We start from the raw sequence: 16,308 nt of genomic DNA, 5'->3' as shown, positions 1-16,308 counted from the left end.
CACCGCCCGCCGAGCATCACGCCCCCGCGCCGGAACCACCTCACGTTGTGGCCAGTCGATGGGTGATGTTCATCTCCATGCGCGGAGATAACTAGACCGTTATCGAGTTCGTTACCTGTTCGATATTCGTGACCATGACATGACGTCTGGTAACAGGTGGAAACGCTCCGCACGTGCGCATTCACGCCCAGCAACGGCAAAGCGCTCCGGCCGTCCGAAGGAGACGGACGACCGGAGCGCCTCGGCCAGACTCAGCTCGCGGGGTTTCCGTACACCCCGATCTCGGTGGAGTCCACGTCCTCACACCCGCTGAAGTTGCCCGGGCAGGTGCCCTGGAGGTCGGCGACCTGGGTGCTGAGCATCGTGTAGCGCAGGAACTTCACGCCGGTGCCGCTGCCGGCCGCCAGCGCCACCGTGTTGACCTTGCGGTCGGCGGGGGTGAAGTGGCCCTGCGAGCCCACGGTCCAGGTGACGCCGTCGGTCGACGTCTCCAGCCGGTAGTCGCCGGTGGAGGCGCTGCCGCCGTCGCCGCAGGCAGCCGTCGGGTTGATCGTCAGCGCCGCGACGTCGACGGCCTTCGGCAGCTCCAGCACGACCGTGCGCGGCTCGATCGCGGTGCCAGGCGTCTGGGTGAGCTTGGCGTCGGAGACCCAGCCGGAACCCTGGGACTGGTCGAACAGTGCGGCCGGGCCACACCCGTACTCGGTGTAGTCGACGCCGGTGAACGAGCTGACCTTGCTGCCTCCGCCGGTCGACGCCCAGTTGCGGCGCACCGACCAGTCGGCGACGTTGGCCCGCGCGGCCACCGACACGGTCCGCGACTGCGTGTCGTAGCCCGGGGCCCGCACGAACACCTTCGGGTAGGTGCCCGGCAGGATGTCGGTGATCGTGTACGTGCCGTCCGCCGCGGCGGTAGCCACGTAGTCACCGGCGAAGCCGGACGCGTGCCCGCCGAAGCCCACGACCGCACCGGCCAGCGGGGCCTTGGTGTCCGCGTCGGTCACCTTGCCGGTCAGCGTCCCGCGCGGGGTGCCCGGCGCCGGCGGCAGGGAGAAGTCCTCGACCGGCTGGGCGTCGTCGCCGTCGATCGCGCCGGCGAAGTAGCCCATGCCGCGCTTGGCGAACACGTTCCAGATCTTGGCGCTCAGCCTGCCGCCGTTGACGACCGTGTCGGCCTGCAGGATCGAGTTGCGCTCGTCCAGGTAGGACGGGTTGGCCGGGGACAGCTCCATCGCCCGGGTCACCAGCTGCAGCGCCTTCTTGCTGCCGATCGCGGTACGCAGGTCCCACAGGGTCTGCGCCCAGATCTCGCCGTCCGCGTGCACCTCCGGCCGACCCGCGACCCGGCCGAAGTCGCCGTACGTGTAACCGCCCGGACCGGCGCCCGGGGTGCCGGCGCAGTCCGCGGAGGTGGCGCCCACGGGGCAGTCCACCGGCTCGGTACGGATCAGGTTCTGGTCCTTGCCGACGTAACGGCCGATGCGCAGGTCGCCGACCTTGGCGGTGTCCTTCTCCAGGCCCTTGCCCACCAGGTAGTCCAGGGCGTACCAGTCGCTCCACGCCTCGCCCATCGAACCGGCCTGGATCGAGCCGAGCGTCGAGACGCCGTTCGCGTCGACCACCAGACGGTTGGACAGGCCGTGGGTGTACTCGTGGAACACGATGTCCGCGTCGTCGCCCGAGTTGCCCGCGATGAACGGGCCGCCGTCGACCGGCTGGAACAGGTACATCTGCATGGTCGGCGCAGTGCCGTCCGGCGGGGTGTTCATGTTCGCGTTGTTGACGTGCCTCGGGTCGGGCAGCCCGTTGGCGGTGTTGGCACCGTCCATGGCCTGGCCCTGCACCGCGTCGTCATCGACGGCCTCGAAGTTGCCCGCGGACCGGGTGAAGCCGATCGGGGCGGCCTTCAGGTGGTCGTGCCACAGGCCGAGGAAGTAGTAGAGCTGGACGGCGTTCTGCGCCCGGTTCTTCTGCCACGAGTCCGGCGTCTTCGGATCCCACGAGCACGGGAACGCGGCGGCGCAGCCCGTCTCCGCGGCCGCGGCGCTGAAGTCGGTGAACGGGAACTTCCAGCTGCGCTTGGCGGCCGGGGCGACCTCTTCGTTCGCGCTCGCCTTGTTGTTGTCGTCGACATCGGACCAGACGTGCGCGACGTTGCCGGCCAGGCGCGGCGAGTTGTTCGGCAGCCACTTGCCGAGGTCGACGCTGATCTGCTTGCCGCCCGCGGGCGCGCCCGGGTAGTTCGGGAACGCCGAGCCGCTGTCGCGCTGCACGGTGTTCTGCCGGTACAGCACGGTGCCGTCGGCCGCGTCGACGACGTGGACGTAGCCCTCGTCAAGCGTGACGACCCGCCACGCCAGGTGCGGGCCGGTCGCGGTCTGGAACATCACCAGCTGGGCGTTGCCGCCGTCGGCGAACCCGGTGGCCTTGGTCGGCCCGGCCGCCGCGGTGGTGACCTTGGCGGTGGAGTCGCCGAGGACGTTCTGCACCGCCGCCTCGCGGGCCTTGGCCGCGGTGAGCTTGCTGCTGCCGGTGCTGCCCGGCAGGGTGGCCAGCGGGGAGCCGTCGACCTGGATCAGGCGGCCGTCCTTCGCGACGTGCGCCTTGAGCCCGTTACCGAACACCGGCACGCCGTCCACGCTCTGGATGAAGCTCAGGTGGTGGGTGCCCGCGACATCGACGTAGTCCTTACGCAGCTTCAACTGCTCGACCGCGGCGGCGCCGAGGCCGAAGACGTCGCCGTGCGCCTTGACGTAGTCGAGCGCGACCGCCTCCGGCTTCTTCCGGCTGGTGCCGGTCAGGAAACCGTCGAGCTTGGCGACCCGCCGCGGCGTACCCGTGGCGTTGTCCAGGTCGACGATGCCCAGCAGGCCGAGCTGGTCGCGCAGCGTGCGCGCCGGGCTGCCGGGCTTGGCCGCGGCGGCCATCCGCTGCGCGGCGAGGCCCGCGGCCTTGCTGGAGACGGTGGGCCGGGCCGGCGCGGTCAGCGCGGTCCGGGAATCGTAGTTGGCGAGTTCCTCGCCTGCGGCGTTCTGGTCGGCGGCGCCGACGGCGCCCCGGGCTTGCGGCGCGGCGTGCGCCTGGGCGGGGAGTAGCCCCGCGAGCAGGACGACACCGGCGGTTGCTGCCCACCACCGCCGGTTCAGCGACGGTGCTGACAACGGTCTCATTAAGGCCCCTCTCGAACGGGCTCAGGTGGTGCCGCCCGCCGAGTCCCATAACCCCCGCGCCGGATCCCACCCCACGTCTTGTGGCCCGTGGATGGGACGATCATGGAGATCGGCAAATATAACTAGACCGATGTCCGCTTCTTTATCCAGTCGATATGCGTGTCCGTGTAATCGCTGTCCGTAAGGGGCCCGTTCGACCGGCTCGGCGGGGTGTCGCGGCCGGGATAACCTGTGAGAACGGGCGGCGAGCGCCGGAGGCCCACGGACCGCCGGCCGCCCGCGAACCTTCGGGTCCTTCTCTGCGTAAAGCACGGGGAGGCCATGAACGTACTTGGAGGAGGCCCGTTGACAACGCCATCCTGGGACCAGCCCGGCGGCCCGCTGACGAGCGACGAGTTCCGCGCCGCCAGCGAAGCCATCATGGCCAATATCGAACAGGTCATCGAGGGCAAAAGTGCGACGGTCCGGCTGGCGCTCGCCGTGCTTCTGGCGGAGGGCCACCTGCTGATCGAGGACGTGCCCGGCGTCGGCAAGACGAAGCTCGCCAAGGCGCTCGCCCGCTCCATCGACTGCTCCGTGCGCCGCATCCAGTTCACCCCGGACCTGTTGCCCAGTGACGTCACGGGCGTCAGCGTCTACAACCAGGAAACTCGGGACTTCGAGTTCAAACCGGGCGCCGTCTTCGCCAACCTGGTGGTCGGCGACGAGATCAACCGTGCTTCGCCCAAGACCCAGTCCGCGCTGCTGGAGTGCATGGAGGAGCGGCAGGTCACGGTCGACGGCACCACGTACGAGCTGCAGTCGCCGTTCATGGTCATCGCCACCCAGAACCCGATGGAGATGGAGGGCACGTACCCGCTGCCCGAGGCGCAGCGCGACCGGTTCACCGCCCGTATCGCCATGGGCTATCCGGACCCGCGCGCCGAGCTGGCCATGCTCAACGGCCACGGCGCCGTGGACCCGCTGAACGCCCTGCGCGCGGTCGCCGACGCCGCCCTGGTGCGCCGCCTGATCGCCACGGTGCGCGACGTGCACGCCGCCGACGCGGTCCAGCAGTACGCGATCGCCCTGGTCACCGCGACCCGGGAGGCCCCCGAGATCCGCCTGGGCGCCTCGCCCCGGTGCACCCTGCAGCTGCTGCGCACCGCCAAGGCGGTCGCCGCCCTGGAGGGCCGCGACTATGTGCTGCCCGACGACCTGCAGGCGCTGGCCGTCCCGGTGCTGGCGCACCGCATCATCCCCACCGCGGACGCGCAGCTGAACCGGCGCACCACGGACGCCATCGTCGCCGAGATCGTGCACCGGCTGCCGCTGCCGCACGACCGGGCCCGCTCGCCGTACGACACCCGCACCGCCGGTGACGGGCGGGCACATTTCGACTCCCGGGGGCGATGAGCATGCGGGAAGCCCTCCGGGGCTTGACGACCAGAGGCCGTTCGTTCCTGGCCGCCGCGGCGGCCGCGGCGGTCTCCGCGTTCGTGCTGGGCGAACGGGACCTGCTGCGGGTGGCGGTGCTGCTGGCGGCGCTGCCGCTGCTGGCCGCCGCGTACGTCGGGCGCAGCCGGTACAAGCTCGCCTGCACCCGCTCGCTGGACCCCGGCCGCACCCCGGTCGGCACCAGCGCCCGGGTCATCCTGCGCCTGCAGAACATGTCCCGGCTGCCCACCGGCACCCTGATGCTGGAGGACCGGCTGCCGTACGCGCTGGGCAGCCGCCCCCGCGTCGTGCTGGAACGCCTCGGCGCCCACCAGGCCAGTTCGGTGGCGTACACGGTGCGCGCCGACGTGCGCGGCCGGTACGCGATCGGGCCACTGGTGATCCGGCTGACCGACCCGTTCGGGCTGTGCGAGCTGAACCGCTCCTTCCCCAGCGTCGACAAGCTCACCGTGATCCCGCAGGTGGTGGCGCTGCCCTCGGTGCGGCTGGCGGGCGAGTACAACGGCACCGGGGAGAGCCGGGCCCGCTCCGTGGCGGTGCACGGCGAGGACGACGCCGCCACCCGTGAGTACCGGCGCGGCGACGACCTGCGCCGGGTGCACTGGCGCTCCACCGCCCGTACGGGCGAGCTGATGGTGCGCCGCGAGGAGCAGCCCTGGGAGAGCCGCGCCACGGTCGTGCTGGACACCCGCCTCTACGCCCACCGCGGCGAGGGGCCGACCGCCAGCTTCGAATGGGCCGTCTCCGCGGCCGCCAGCATCGCGGTACACCTGCGCCAGTCCGGGTACAAGCTGCGCCTGGTCACCGGCTCCGGCGTCGACATCGACGCGACCGACGGCGAGGGGATCATCCTCGACACGCTGGCCGACGTCGCGCTCACGCAGGCCGGTGACATCTCGACCCTGGTCGAGCAGGTGCGCCGGCGCTCCGACGGCGGCCTCGTGATCGGCCTGTTCGGATCGCTGACCGTGCCCGAGGCGGAGGTGCTCAGCGGCCTGCGCGGCAACGGCGCCACCTGCATCGGGTTCCCGATCGACAGCACCACCTGGGCGACCATGAGCGAGCAGGACCGCGCCGAAGCCGACAAGGCGCACGGCGCGGCCACGCTGGCGCTGGTGCGCAGCGGCTGGCGTTCCGTGCCCGTGGCGCACGGCGACGCGCTGCCCGCGCTGTGGCCGGCCGCCGCCCGTGGCTCGCAGGGCTTCGCGTGGCGCGCCGCGATGGCCGAGACCGTGGCCGGGGGCGTGCGATGACCGGGCGCCGCCGGCTGGGCATCGTCGCGGCCACGGCCACCCTGCTGGCCGCCGCGCCGCTGTCGGCGATCTTCAGCTCGTGGACCTGGCTCATGCAGTGCGTCCTCCTGGTCGCGCTCATCGCGGGCGCCGCCGTGCTGGCCCGTACGCTGCGGTTCCCCACCTGGGCGCAGGCGCTGAGCATGGTCACGGTGCTGCTGTTCGTGCTCACCTGGATGTTCCCCAGCGGTGACGAACTGCTGTCGATGGTGCCGACACCGGACACCCTGGAACATTTCGGCAAGCTCTTCGCCGAAGCCGGCACCGACACCCGCGCGTACGCCGTACCCGTGCCCGATCTCGACGGCCTGTTGTTCGTCGCGGTCCTGGGCATCGGCGCGGTGGCCATCGCAGTCGACCTCATCACGGTCGTGCTGCGCCGCCCCGCCCTGGCCGGGCTCCCCATGCTGGCCATCTACTCCGTGCCCGTGGCGGTGTACGTCGACAGCGTGCCGGTGCTGCCGTTCATCATCGGCGCGGCCGGGTTCCTGTGGCTGCTGGTCGCCGACAACGTCGACCGGGTACGCCGCTTCGGGCGCCGATTCACCGGCGACGGGCGCGACGTCGACGTGTGGGAGCCCTCGCCGCTGGCCGCCGCGGGCCGCCGCCTCGCCGTGATCGGCGTGGCCGTGGCCGTCCTGCTGCCGCTGGCCGTGCCCGGACTGACCAACGGGCTGCTGTCGAGCCTGACCCAGGCGGGGGCGGGCGCCGGCCCGGGCGGGTTCGGCAACGGCGGAAACGGCCGGGTCAACCTGTTCGCGTCGCTGAGCGGGCAGCTCGCCCAGTCCGGCACCACCGAGATGGTCCGGGTCACCACCACCGAAACGGACCCCTTCTACCTGCGCTTCGGGGTCGCCGACGTGGTGACCGACCAGGGCTTCACCAACCGCGCCCCCAACGGCAGGCCGGTGGGCAAGGGGCTGCCGGACCCGCGTACGGTCGCCGACACCGACGTACCGGCGTACCAGCGCTACCACGCCACCGTCCAGGTCACGAACAGCCTCAACATGCCGCTGGCGCCGGTCTACTCGACCGTCGTCGGCACCGACAAGCTCGACGGCGGCTGGTCATACGACCCGACCATGCAGGTCTTCTACTCCAACCGCACGACCACCAAGGGCAAGAAGTACTCGTTCGACTACGTGCGGGCCCGGTTCACCCCGGCGGCCCTGCGCGACGCCGAACCGCTGGGCCGGGACAATCCGCTGCGCACGGAGTTCACCGCGGTGCCCCGCGACGACCAGGTGGCCAAGCTGGTCGGCAAGCTGATCAAGGGTCAGCGCACCGACTACGACAAGATCATGGCGATCTACAAGCACTTCTCCCGGGAGAACGGCTTCGTCTACAGCCTGCAGACCCAGTCCGGGACCTCCGGCTCCGACATCGCCACCTTCCTCAAGAACAAGATCGGCTTCTGCCAGCAGTACGCGGCCGCGATGGCGTGGATGGTCCGGCAGGCCGGGATCCCGGCGCGGGTGGCGTTCGGCTTCACCCGCGGCAGCAACCGCGACGGCGACACGTACGTGCTCACCAACCGCAACCTGCACGCCTGGACCGAGGTGTACCTCAAGGGCTTCGGCTGGGTGCCGTTCGACGCCACCCCCGCCGCCGGAGTGCAGGGGTCCAGCCGGACCGACTGGGCGCCCGACGTCGACCGCCCCACCCCCTCCGCCTCCACGTCGAGCACCGCCCTCGCCCCCGGGGTGAACCCGTCCAGCGGCACCGAGGACGTCGACCGCCGTGGCCGCAGCCAGATCGACCGCGACCTCGGCGCGGCCGGCACGACCGCACCGGACGCGGGCTCCTCGACCCCGCTGTGGTCGGTTGCGATCGGCGCCCTGCTGGTCGCGATGCTGCTGGTCCCGGCCACCCTGCGGGCCCTGCGGCGCCGGCGGCGCCACCACGCCACCATTCCCCGGGAGCCGGCGGTCGCGGCCGGCGCCGGGCCGCCGGGCTCGCCCGAGGTCACGGTCACCACCGAGACGGTACGGGCCCGCGAGGACGCCCACGCCGCCTGGGACGAGCTGGTCGACACGATGATCGACTATCGGGTGCCGGTGGACCCCACGGAAACCCCGCGGGTCACCGCGGGCCGTCTGGTCCGCGACGCCTCCCTCACCGGCACCCCCGCCGATTCGGCCACCCTGCTCGGGCGGGCCGAGGAACGCGCCCGGTACGCGCGGGCGCCCCTGCAGGGCGGGGAGCTGACCGACGCGCTCGGCCACGTCCGCAAGGGCCTGGCCCGGACGGCGCGGCGGCGCACCAGGATCGCCGCGGTGCTGCTGCCGCCGTCGGTCCTGCTGCGCTGGCGGCTGGGGATGGCGGACCGCTCGACCCGCTGGATCGGCGCGCTCGGGCGGGGCCGCGACGTGATGGCCCGCTTCAGCCCCCGCCGCCTCCTCCCCGGCCGGGCCCGCTGACCCGGGCCCCTCGCCGAGCTCTCCCCGATTTGGTACTGCCGTAGCAGGCACGCCAGGTGCCCAAGGCGATCGACAAGCTGGAGACGAAGGAGGAGACCCCGTGACGGAGACTGCCGGCGCCCCCAACGTGTCGCATGACACGTACCGCGTACGGTGGTCGGCCGAGGACCATGAGTTCGTCGCCACCTGCGCAGAGTTCCCGTCGCTGTCCTGGCTGGCGACCTCTCAGTTCGAGGCCCCGACCGGCCTGGAAGCCGTCCTACGCGACGTGATCATCGACTAGCGGCAGAACGACGAACCGGTGCCGCAGCGTTCGGAGAGCGCAGCTATCCGGGCAGGTTCAAGCTCGCCGACGTCTGAACAGTCAACCAGGCTCGCGCCGGCAAGCGGCCCCGTCCGGGCTTCCGCACACCCCCGGGCACGTCGCGCCCTATGGGCCACTTCACGCGTAGAAAGGCGAATGGCGGCCGTTCTGGCCGCCAGTCGTCGCCGAGCGATGGTCAGCGCGTCAGCGTTGACCATCCGGCCGCTGGCGCCACCGATCCTCGAGGCGGTCCAGGAGACCCGCCTTGCGGGCCTGCCGGGTGCGGCGGCTGGCGGTGCCGCCGACGGCGTGCAGGTCGGGGGCCTGCGCGCGACGGCGTGACTGCATCGCGAAGGCGGCCGCGCCGAGCATGACGACGAATCCGGCCACGCCGAGCGGCGTATTGCTGCTCACCGCGCCGTATACCAGCAGCGCCAGGCCAGCGATCATCACGAAGGCGGCGACCAGGATCCGGCGCCGTGCGTGGAACCGCGGGTCACTGGCCCGCACAGCCGAGGCGAATTTGGGGTCCTCGGCAAGCGACCGCTCGATCTGATCGAACAGCCGCTGCTCGTGCTCCGAGAGCGGCACGGCATTCCTCCCCGGGCGCATGTCCGGCCCCCAGGCGGGGTCGGGTACTGCAGTATGACCGGCAGGCGAGGTGCGCCGGACAACTGAGTGTGACCGATGACTCAAGACAGCCGTTCGGCTGCCTTCCTTCGAGTCTACGAGGGGGTTGGCGGGTCGGAAAGCGGGACGACCGCCGAGTAGGGGTGATTTTCGGTCCTCCGAAGATCGGTTCGTCCCAAAAGACTGGCTGGACCGACGATTCCGGCCCCGAAGCGGGCCGCTGCGGCGTCCGAGGCGGCCTCGGCTTCACGCCAGCCGCGCTCCGGCTCACCCAGCGTGAGCTGCCGGGACGCGGTCGCGGCGGACGCCAGACCGGTCATCCGGACCCCGATGAGGCGGATGTGCTCGGTGGCACCATAAGCATCGAACAGCGCCACTGCGATCGCGAAAATCTCTCGCGCCACATCCGTGGCGGATGGCATTGTGCGGGACCGGCTCACCGTCCGGAAGTCGGCCAGCCGGATCTTGATCGACACGGTGTGCCCGACCAGGCCGCCCGCGCGCAGCCGGACCGCCACCTTCTCGGCCAGCGCCAGCAGGCTGCGCCGGATCACCGCCGGGTCGGACACGTCCGTGTCGTAGGTCAGCTCGGCGCCCACCGACTTCTCCACGTGCTCAGGCTCGACCCGGCGCGGATCCCGGCCCCACGACAGCTCGTGCAGATGTGCCGAGGCGGCCTCGCCCACCGCGCGGCGCAGCATGCCGATCGGCGCCCGGGCGAGATCGCCGACCGTGGCCAGGCCCAGCCGTCGCAACGTCTCGGCCGCGCGCTCACCCACCCCCCAGAGCGCGTCGACCGGCAGCGGATGCAGGAAATCCAGCACCAGCGGCTGCGGGACGACGATCATCCCGTCCGGCTTGGCCCGGGTGGAGCCCAGCTTCGCGACGAACTTGCTCGGCGCGACCCCGACCGAACAGGTGAGCCGCTGCTCCTCGAGGACACGCTCGCGGATCAGGCGGGCGATGGCGGCGGGCCTGCCCAGCAGCCGCCGCGCGCCGGCCACGTCGAGGAACGCCTCGTCCAGCGAGAGCGGCTCCACCAGCGGCGTGACGTCGCGGAAGACGGCCATCACGGCCTCGGAGGCCGCCGCATACGCCGGGAAATCCGGTGGCAGGAAGACCGCGTGCGGGCAGAGCGCGCGGGCCCGCGCGGCGGGCATGGCGCTGCGCACCCCGAACCTGCGGGCCTCGTAGCTGGCCGAACTGACCACCCCGCGCGGGCCGACCCCGCCGACCACCACCGGCCTGCCGCGCAGCTCGGGGCGGCGGCGGACCTCGACCGAGGCGAAGAACGCATCCATGTCGACGTGCAGCACCGGGCAGCCCGCGTCGTCGGCCGCGGGGCCGAAACGCGGGTCGCGCCCGCCGCTGCGCATCGCCTGGCTGCGTCCCACGCCCGCGAACCTAACCGCCGGGTACGACAGAAACCCGATCAGCGGACGGTCAGCAGCGGCACGGTCATCTCGGCGGCGGTCACCGACCCGTGGTACGCGACGAGCCGCCCCAGGATCGGCGGCTCCCACTCGGAGGCCAGCACCACCGTACGGTCCAGGCAGATCACCACGACGTCGCCGATGCGACCCGCGTGCCCGGGCGGCACCGGACCGAACCAGCCCTGCGCGATCGCCTCGTCGCGGGTGAGCACCCAGGCCCGTTCGCCCAGCCGCTCGCGCCAGGCGGCGGCCACGTCGTCGCGGGCACCGTCCGCGGTGTACAGGTAACGCACCCGTGGCTCCCCGGCCACGGCGGTCACGCCGACGGACAGCGCCGGGTCGTCCGCCATGTCCAGGCGGGCGTCCGCGGGCACGTTGAGCTGGCCGTGGTCGGCCGTGACGAGCAGCGCCGCGCCCGACGGCAGGCCGGTGACCAGCCGGTCCAGCAGCTCGTCGACCCCACGCGCCGCGGTCCGCCAGGCGGCCGAGTCCACCCCGTCCTCGTGGCCGGTGCGGTCCAGGTCGGGGTGGTAGCCGTAGACCAGCGCGGGGCCGTCCCCGGCCCGCAACGCGGCCAGCATCCGGTCGGCCAGCGCGCCGTGGTCGGAGGCCCCGGCGAACACCCCGCCCCGGTTCGCGGACACGGTGAGCCCGCTGCCTTCGTACTCGGGGCGGGTCACGGCGGTGACCGCGACCCCCGCCGCCGCGGCGGCCTCCAGCCGGGTCGGCACGGGCTGCCAGACGCGCGGGTCCGGGTCGTCGTCCCAGTGGATGTGGTTGAGGATGCCGCCGTCCGGCTTGCGGACGGTGAAGCCGAGGATCCCGTGCGCCCCTGGCGGCACGCCTGCGCCGAGGCTGACCAGGCTGACCGGCGTGGTGGACGGGAACCCGGTGGTCAGGGTCCGGACCCGGCCGGGACCACCCGCGACCAGCCCGGCCAGTACGGGAGCGTGCGGCGCGGCCACCGGCAACTGGTACGTGCCGAGGCCGTCGACGAGCAGCACCGCGACGCGTTCGATACCGGCCAGGTGCTCGCCGATGCCGAGCACGTCCGCCGCGCCCGGCACGCCGAGCACCGCGCAGACACCGGGCAGCAGGTCGGCCAGGCTGCCCGTGCCGTACGCGGGACGGATCGGGGCGAGGGCGTCGACCGGCAGGTGATCCGCGGGGACGACGAGGGGCGCCGGATCGGCAGGCGATGCCCCGGATGCCTGGTCTGCGGGCACGGTCACGGGCGCCGCGCGAACAGGTGCAGCTGGGCGGCGATGTCGCGGAACGGCGGCTGGGTGGCCAGGGACAGCTCCAGGTCCAGCAGCAACTGCGGATCCGACTCGACGACCGCCGCGGGCAGCAGATCGGCCAGCACGCGTACCCCGTGAATTTCCTCGACCGTCAGGCCCGCGGCCGTGAGCAGCGCCGTCGCGCTGGTGGCGTCGTAGCGGCGGCGCAGTGTGTCGCGCGGCCCGGCGCGGCCCTCGGGGTCGTCGACCAGGGCGGCCGCCGCCGACAGGTGGCCGTTGACGGCCCGGCCCAGCACCGCCGCGGCGCGGCCGGCGACGAGCAGGCTGAGCGCGCCGCCGGGCCGCAGCGCGGCCGTGATCGCGGCGACCACCTCGGTGGGCTCGTCGACCACCTCGAGGACGGCGTGGCAGAGGATCAGGTCGACGCTGCCCGGCGCGACCAGGCCGCCGAGCGCGTCGCCGTCGCCCTGCACCGCCCGCACCCGGTCGGCCACGCCCGCGTCGGCGGCGCGGCGGTCGAGCGCGGCGAGCGCGTCCGGGCTGGCGTCGACGACCGTGACCCGGTGCCCGGCCTCGGCCAGGGGCACCGCGAAGCCACCGGTGCCGCCGCCGACGTCGAGCACGGTCAGCTCGCGGCCGTCCTGGCGCTCCTGCTCGCGCCGCAGCACCTGCCAGACCGCCGCGGTGCGGGCGGTGACGAGGGGCCGGGCCGGGCGCGTCGATGTGCTGTCCACCCGGGCAGCGTATCGGCCGCGGGCAGCCCCCGCCCGGGTCGCGGGCCTGGTGTCGCCGCGAGCCGTCGCCGGTGCGGTCAACGAAGTCGGGGGATGCCGAGGCGACCGGCGGTCAGGTCAGCGGAAGTCGCGGGATGCCGGGGTGACCGGCGGGGTGAGCACGTCGAGGCGGTCGGCCACCAGGTTGAGCACCCCCTCGCTCTTCTCCAGCCGCCCGCGTACCAGCAGCGCGGCGCTGGTGCGGGCCACCCGCCGGTAGCGCTGCCACAGGCCGGGCGAGCAGGTGACGTTGAGCATGCCGGTCTCATCCTCCAGGTTGACGAACGTGACCCCGCCCGCGGTGGCGGGCCGCTGCCGGTGCGTGACGATCCCGCCGACCCGGATCCGGGTGCCCGCCTCCACGCGGCCCAGCCGGGCCACCGGCAGCGCGCCCGCGGCGTCCAGCTGGGCGCGCAGGAACTGCGCGGGGTGGGTCTCGGGGGACAGCCCGGTCGCCCAGACGTCCGCGACCAGACGGTCCATCTCGGACATCCCGGGCAGCATCGGGGCGTCCGTGCCGGTGACCGTGCCCGGCAGCCGGTCCGGCTTGTCCTGGGCGGCCGCGCCCGCCGCCCACAGCGCCTCGCGCCGGGACAGGCCGAAACCCGCGAAGGCGTCCGCGGTGGCGAGGGCCTCCAGGTGGGCGGCCGAGCATCCGGTCCGCCGGGCGAGATCCGCCATGTTCCGGTACGGGCCGTTCGCCCGCTCGCGCTCGATCGTCTCGGCCAGCTCCTCGCCGACGGTACGGACGCTGGACAGCCCCATGCGGACGGCCGGGCCGCCCAGCCCCCACGCGTGCGGCGGCTCCCCCGGCGCCGAACCCCACCGGGTCTGCGGGGTCGACTCCAGCGTCGCGGCCGCGTCGCTGAGGTTGATGTCCGGGCGGCGCACCTCGACGCCGTGCCGGCGGGCGTCGTCCACCAGCGACTGCGGCGAGTAGAAGCCCATCGGCTGCGCGTTGAGCAGCGCCGCGCAGAACGGTGCCGGGTGGTAGCGCTTGAGCCAGGCGCTGGCGTACACGAGGTAGGCGAAGCTCATCGCGTGGCTCTCCGGGAAGCCGTAGCTGGCGAACGCGGACAGCTTGACGAACAGGTCGTCGGCGAGCTCGCCGGTGATGCCGCGCGCGGCCATCCCCGCGTACAGTCGCTCCTTGATCTGGTCCATCTTCTCCGCGGAGCGTTTCGAGCCCATCGCGCGGCGCAACTGGTCGGCCTCGGCCGGGTTGAACCCGGCCACGTCGATGGCCAGCTGCATGAGCTGCTCCTGGAACAGCGGCACCCCCAGCGTCTTCTCCAGCGCGTTGCGCATCAGCGGATGCGGGTAGGTGACCTCTTCTTTCTTGTTCTTGCGCCGGATGTACGGGTGCACCGAGCCGCCCTGGATCGGCCCGGGCCGGATCAGCGCCACCTCGACCACCAGGTCGTAGAACTCCCTCGGCTTCAGCCGGGGCAGCGTGGCCATCTGCGCGCGGCTCTCCACCTGGAACACCCCGACCGAGTCGGCCCGGCACAGCATCTCGTACACCTCGGGGTCGTCCAGGCGCATCGTGCCGATGTCCAGATCGGACTCGATCATGTCGTACGCGTAGTGCAGCGCCGACAGCATGCCCAGCCCCAGCAGGTCGAACTTCACCAGGTCGATGGCCGCGCAGTCGTCCTTGTCCCACTGCAGCACGGTCCGCCCGGGCATGCGGCCCCACTCCACCGGGCACACCTCGATGATCGGACGGTCGCAGATCACCATGCCGCCGGAATGGATGCCCAGGTGCCGGGGGAAGTTCTGCACCTCGTTGGCGAACTCGACCACCTGCTCCGGGATGTCGTCGACGTCGACCGCGGCGACGCTGCCCCACCGGTCGATCTGCTTGCTCCACGCGTCCTGCTGGCCGGGCGAGAAACCGAACGCCTTCGCCATGTCCCGTACCGCCGACCGGGGCCGGTAGGTGATCACGTTGGCGACCTGGGCGGTGTGCTCGCGGCCGTGCCGCTCGTAGACGTACTGGATGACCTCCTCGCGGCGGTCCGACTCGATGTCCACGTCGATGTCCGGCGGGCCGTCCCGTTCCGGGGCGAGGAAACGTTCGAAGAGCAGGTCGTACTCGACCGCGTCCACGTTGGTGATGCGCAGCGCGTAGCAGACCGCCGAGTTGGCCGCCGAACCCCGGCCCTGGCAGTAGATGTTCTTCTCCCGGCAGAACCGGACGATGTCGTACACCACCAGGAAGTAGCCCGGGAACTCCAGCTCCTCGATCATCTTGAGCTCGTGCTCCAGCTGCGCATACGCCTTCGGGTGCGCCTGCGGCGGCCCGTAGCGTTCCCGGGCGCCACGCATGGTCAGCTCGCGCAGCCAGCTCATCTCGGTGTGTCCCGGCTCCGGGATCGGGAAGTCCGGCAGCTTCGGCGCCACCAGGTTCAGGTCGAACGCGAGATCCTCGCCGAACATGGCCGCATTCGGCACCGCGTCCGGGTACGCCGCGAAGCGCCGGGCCATCTCCGCGCCGCTGCGCAGGTGCGCGGCGCCCGCGGCGGGCAGCCACCCGTCGATCTCGTCGAGGCTGCGCCGCGCCCGCACCGCCGCCAGCGCGGTGGCCAGCCTCCGCCGCCCCGGCGTCGCGTAGTGCACGTTGTTCGTCGCCACCACCGGCAGGCGCCGGGCCGCCGCCAGCCCGGCCAACGCGTCGTTGCGGTCGTCGTCGTACGGGTCGCCGTGGCTGGTCAGCTCCACCGCCACGTTGTCCACCCCGAACAGGGTGACGAGCCGGTCCAGTTCGCGGGCCGCTGCGACCGTGCCACCGGTGGCCAGCGCCCGCGGGACGCTGCCCTTGCGGCACCCGGTGAGCACCAGCACGTGGTCGCGCAGCACCTCGGCGATCTGCTCCAAGTCCCCGTACCGTGGTTTGCCCTTCTCCTTGCCGGCCAGCTGGGCGCGCGAGATCGTGCTGGCCAGCCGCGCGTAGCCCTCCGGCCCGTGGGCGAGCGCCAGCAGATGACGGCCCTCCGGATCGGGCTCGCCGTTCTGCGGCTTGGACAGGTCCAGGGACAGCTCCGCCCCGAAGATCGTGGGCAGGCCCAGCTCCCGGGCCGCCCCGGAGAACCGCACCACACCTTGGAAACCGTCGTGGTCGGTGACCGCCAGCCCGCGCAGGCCGAGCCGGGTCGCCTCCTCGGCCAGCTCCTCCGGATGGCTGGCCCCGTCCAGGAAGCTGAAGTTCGTGTGGCAGTGCAGTTCCGCGTACGGAACCGGGTCGTCGCCGCGCACCAGCGCCGGCGCGGCGGTGTACGGCTGGCGCTTACGGCTCCACGCGGGTGAGTCGCCGCCGTCGGCGTCCACGGCGAGCGGGTCGACCGCGTACAGGTGGCGTTGCGGCGCCGGGGCGTCCGGCCGGTCGGTGCGGCGCTTGCCGACCGTCCGGCCGCTGAGCCTGCCCTCCAGCTCCGACCACGGCATCCGCGGATTGTGGAAGCTCACCGCCCACCCCTCGAGCCGGTCGCCCATGGGTTCAATACCGATCTTGTTGAATTCGGGTCAGCTCCTAACCGGAACTCTCCAAGGTCCGGTCGGCGGGAAGCGGGCGTCTGGTCGATACCGTCGTGAAGCTGGCCCGCGCT

10 protein-coding genes are annotated in these 16,308 nt (G+C 72.6%); 4 read left to right on the top strand and 6 right to left on the bottom strand.

Features of this window, described 5'->3' with window-relative positions; all coding sequences use genetic code 11:
* Positions 1–251 precede the first annotated feature (251 nt).
* Complete coding sequence (locus ACMCNO_RS11270; RefSeq protein ID WP_412749353.1) at positions 252–3,170, bottom strand: M36 family metallopeptidase; 2,919 nt, start codon at positions 3,168–3,170, stop codon at positions 252–254.
* 420 nt (positions 3,171–3,590) lie between these two features.
* Here ACMCNO_RS11270 and ACMCNO_RS11265 point away from each other — a divergent pair, with 420 nt between their 5' ends.
* From ACMCNO_RS11265 to ACMCNO_RS11250, 4 genes are all read left to right on the top strand, one after another.
* Entirely contained in the window at positions 3,591–4,565 is a 975-nt protein-coding gene (locus tag ACMCNO_RS11265) for an AAA family ATPase (protein WP_412753671.1), read from the top strand.
* Between the two features lie 2 nt (positions 4,566–4,567).
* Entirely contained in the window at positions 4,568–5,860 is a 1,293-nt protein-coding gene (locus ACMCNO_RS11260; RefSeq protein WP_412749352.1) for a DUF58 domain-containing protein, read from the top strand.
* Complete coding sequence (locus ACMCNO_RS11255) at positions 5,857–8,319, top strand: DUF3488 and DUF4129 domain-containing transglutaminase family protein (protein WP_412749351.1); 2,463 nt, start codon at positions 5,857–5,859, stop codon at positions 8,317–8,319. The genes ACMCNO_RS11260 and ACMCNO_RS11255 overlap by 4 nt, the downstream gene beginning before the upstream one ends.
* Positions 8,320–8,419: 100 nt before the next feature.
* Complete coding sequence (locus tag ACMCNO_RS11250) at positions 8,420–8,602, top strand: hypothetical protein (protein ID WP_412749350.1); 183 nt, start codon at positions 8,420–8,422, stop codon at positions 8,600–8,602.
* Positions 8,603–8,827: 225 nt separating this feature from the next.
* Here the strand turns inward: ACMCNO_RS11250 and ACMCNO_RS11245 are convergent, their stop codons facing one another.
* The 5 genes from ACMCNO_RS11245 to ACMCNO_RS11225 all read right to left on the bottom strand — a co-directional run bounded on the left by ACMCNO_RS11245 (position 8,828) and on the right by ACMCNO_RS11225 (position 16,168).
* Positions 8,828–9,214, bottom strand: coding sequence for a DUF3040 domain-containing protein (locus ACMCNO_RS11245; protein WP_412749349.1), 387 nt, complete (start codon positions 9,212–9,214; stop codon positions 8,828–8,830).
* A gap of 134 nt (positions 9,215–9,348) precedes the next feature.
* A complete protein-coding gene (locus tag ACMCNO_RS11240; RefSeq protein WP_412749348.1) occupies positions 9,349–10,647 on the bottom strand; it encodes a DNA polymerase IV in 1,299 nt (432 codons plus the stop codon).
* A 38-nt stretch (positions 10,648–10,685) separates the two neighbouring features.
* Positions 10,686–11,918: an alkaline phosphatase family protein gene (locus ACMCNO_RS11235; protein WP_412749347.1), complete on the bottom strand. Its 1,233-nt coding sequence runs from the start codon at positions 11,916–11,918 to the stop codon at positions 10,686–10,688.
* A complete protein-coding gene (locus ACMCNO_RS11230) occupies positions 11,915–12,661 on the bottom strand; it encodes a methyltransferase domain-containing protein (RefSeq protein WP_412749346.1) in 747 nt (248 codons plus the stop codon). Before ACMCNO_RS11230 ends, ACMCNO_RS11235 begins: the two co-directional genes overlap by 4 nt.
* A 117-nt stretch (positions 12,662–12,778) precedes the next feature.
* Positions 12,779–16,168, bottom strand: a complete 3,390-nt coding sequence (locus ACMCNO_RS11225) for an error-prone DNA polymerase (RefSeq protein WP_412753670.1) — start codon at positions 16,166–16,168, stop codon at positions 12,779–12,781.
* Positions 16,169–16,308: the final 140 nt, after the last annotated feature.

This window comes from Krasilnikovia sp. M28-CT-15, assembly GCF_047159595.1.
GTDB lineage: Bacteria > Actinomycetota > Actinomycetes > Mycobacteriales > Micromonosporaceae > Actinoplanes.
The sequence above is the reverse complement of the archived record's forward strand: the minus strand, read 5'-3'. Positions and strand labels throughout refer to the sequence as shown.

Coding starts and splice junctions, on each gene's coding strand:
- ACMCNO_RS11255 (WP_412749351.1), top strand. CDS start 5,857: ATGACCGGGCGCCGCCGGCTGGGCATCGTCGCGGCCACGGCCACCCTG.
- ACMCNO_RS11260 (WP_412749352.1), top strand. CDS start 4,568: ATGCGGGAAGCCCTCCGGGGCTTGACGACCAGAGGCCGTTCGTTCCTG.
- ACMCNO_RS11265 (WP_412753671.1), top strand. CDS start 3,591: ATGGCCAATATCGAACAGGTCATCGAGGGCAAAAGTGCGACGGTCCGG.
- ACMCNO_RS11270 (WP_412749353.1), bottom strand. CDS start 3,170: ATGAGACCGTTGTCAGCACCGTCGCTGAACCGGCGGTGGTGGGCAGCA.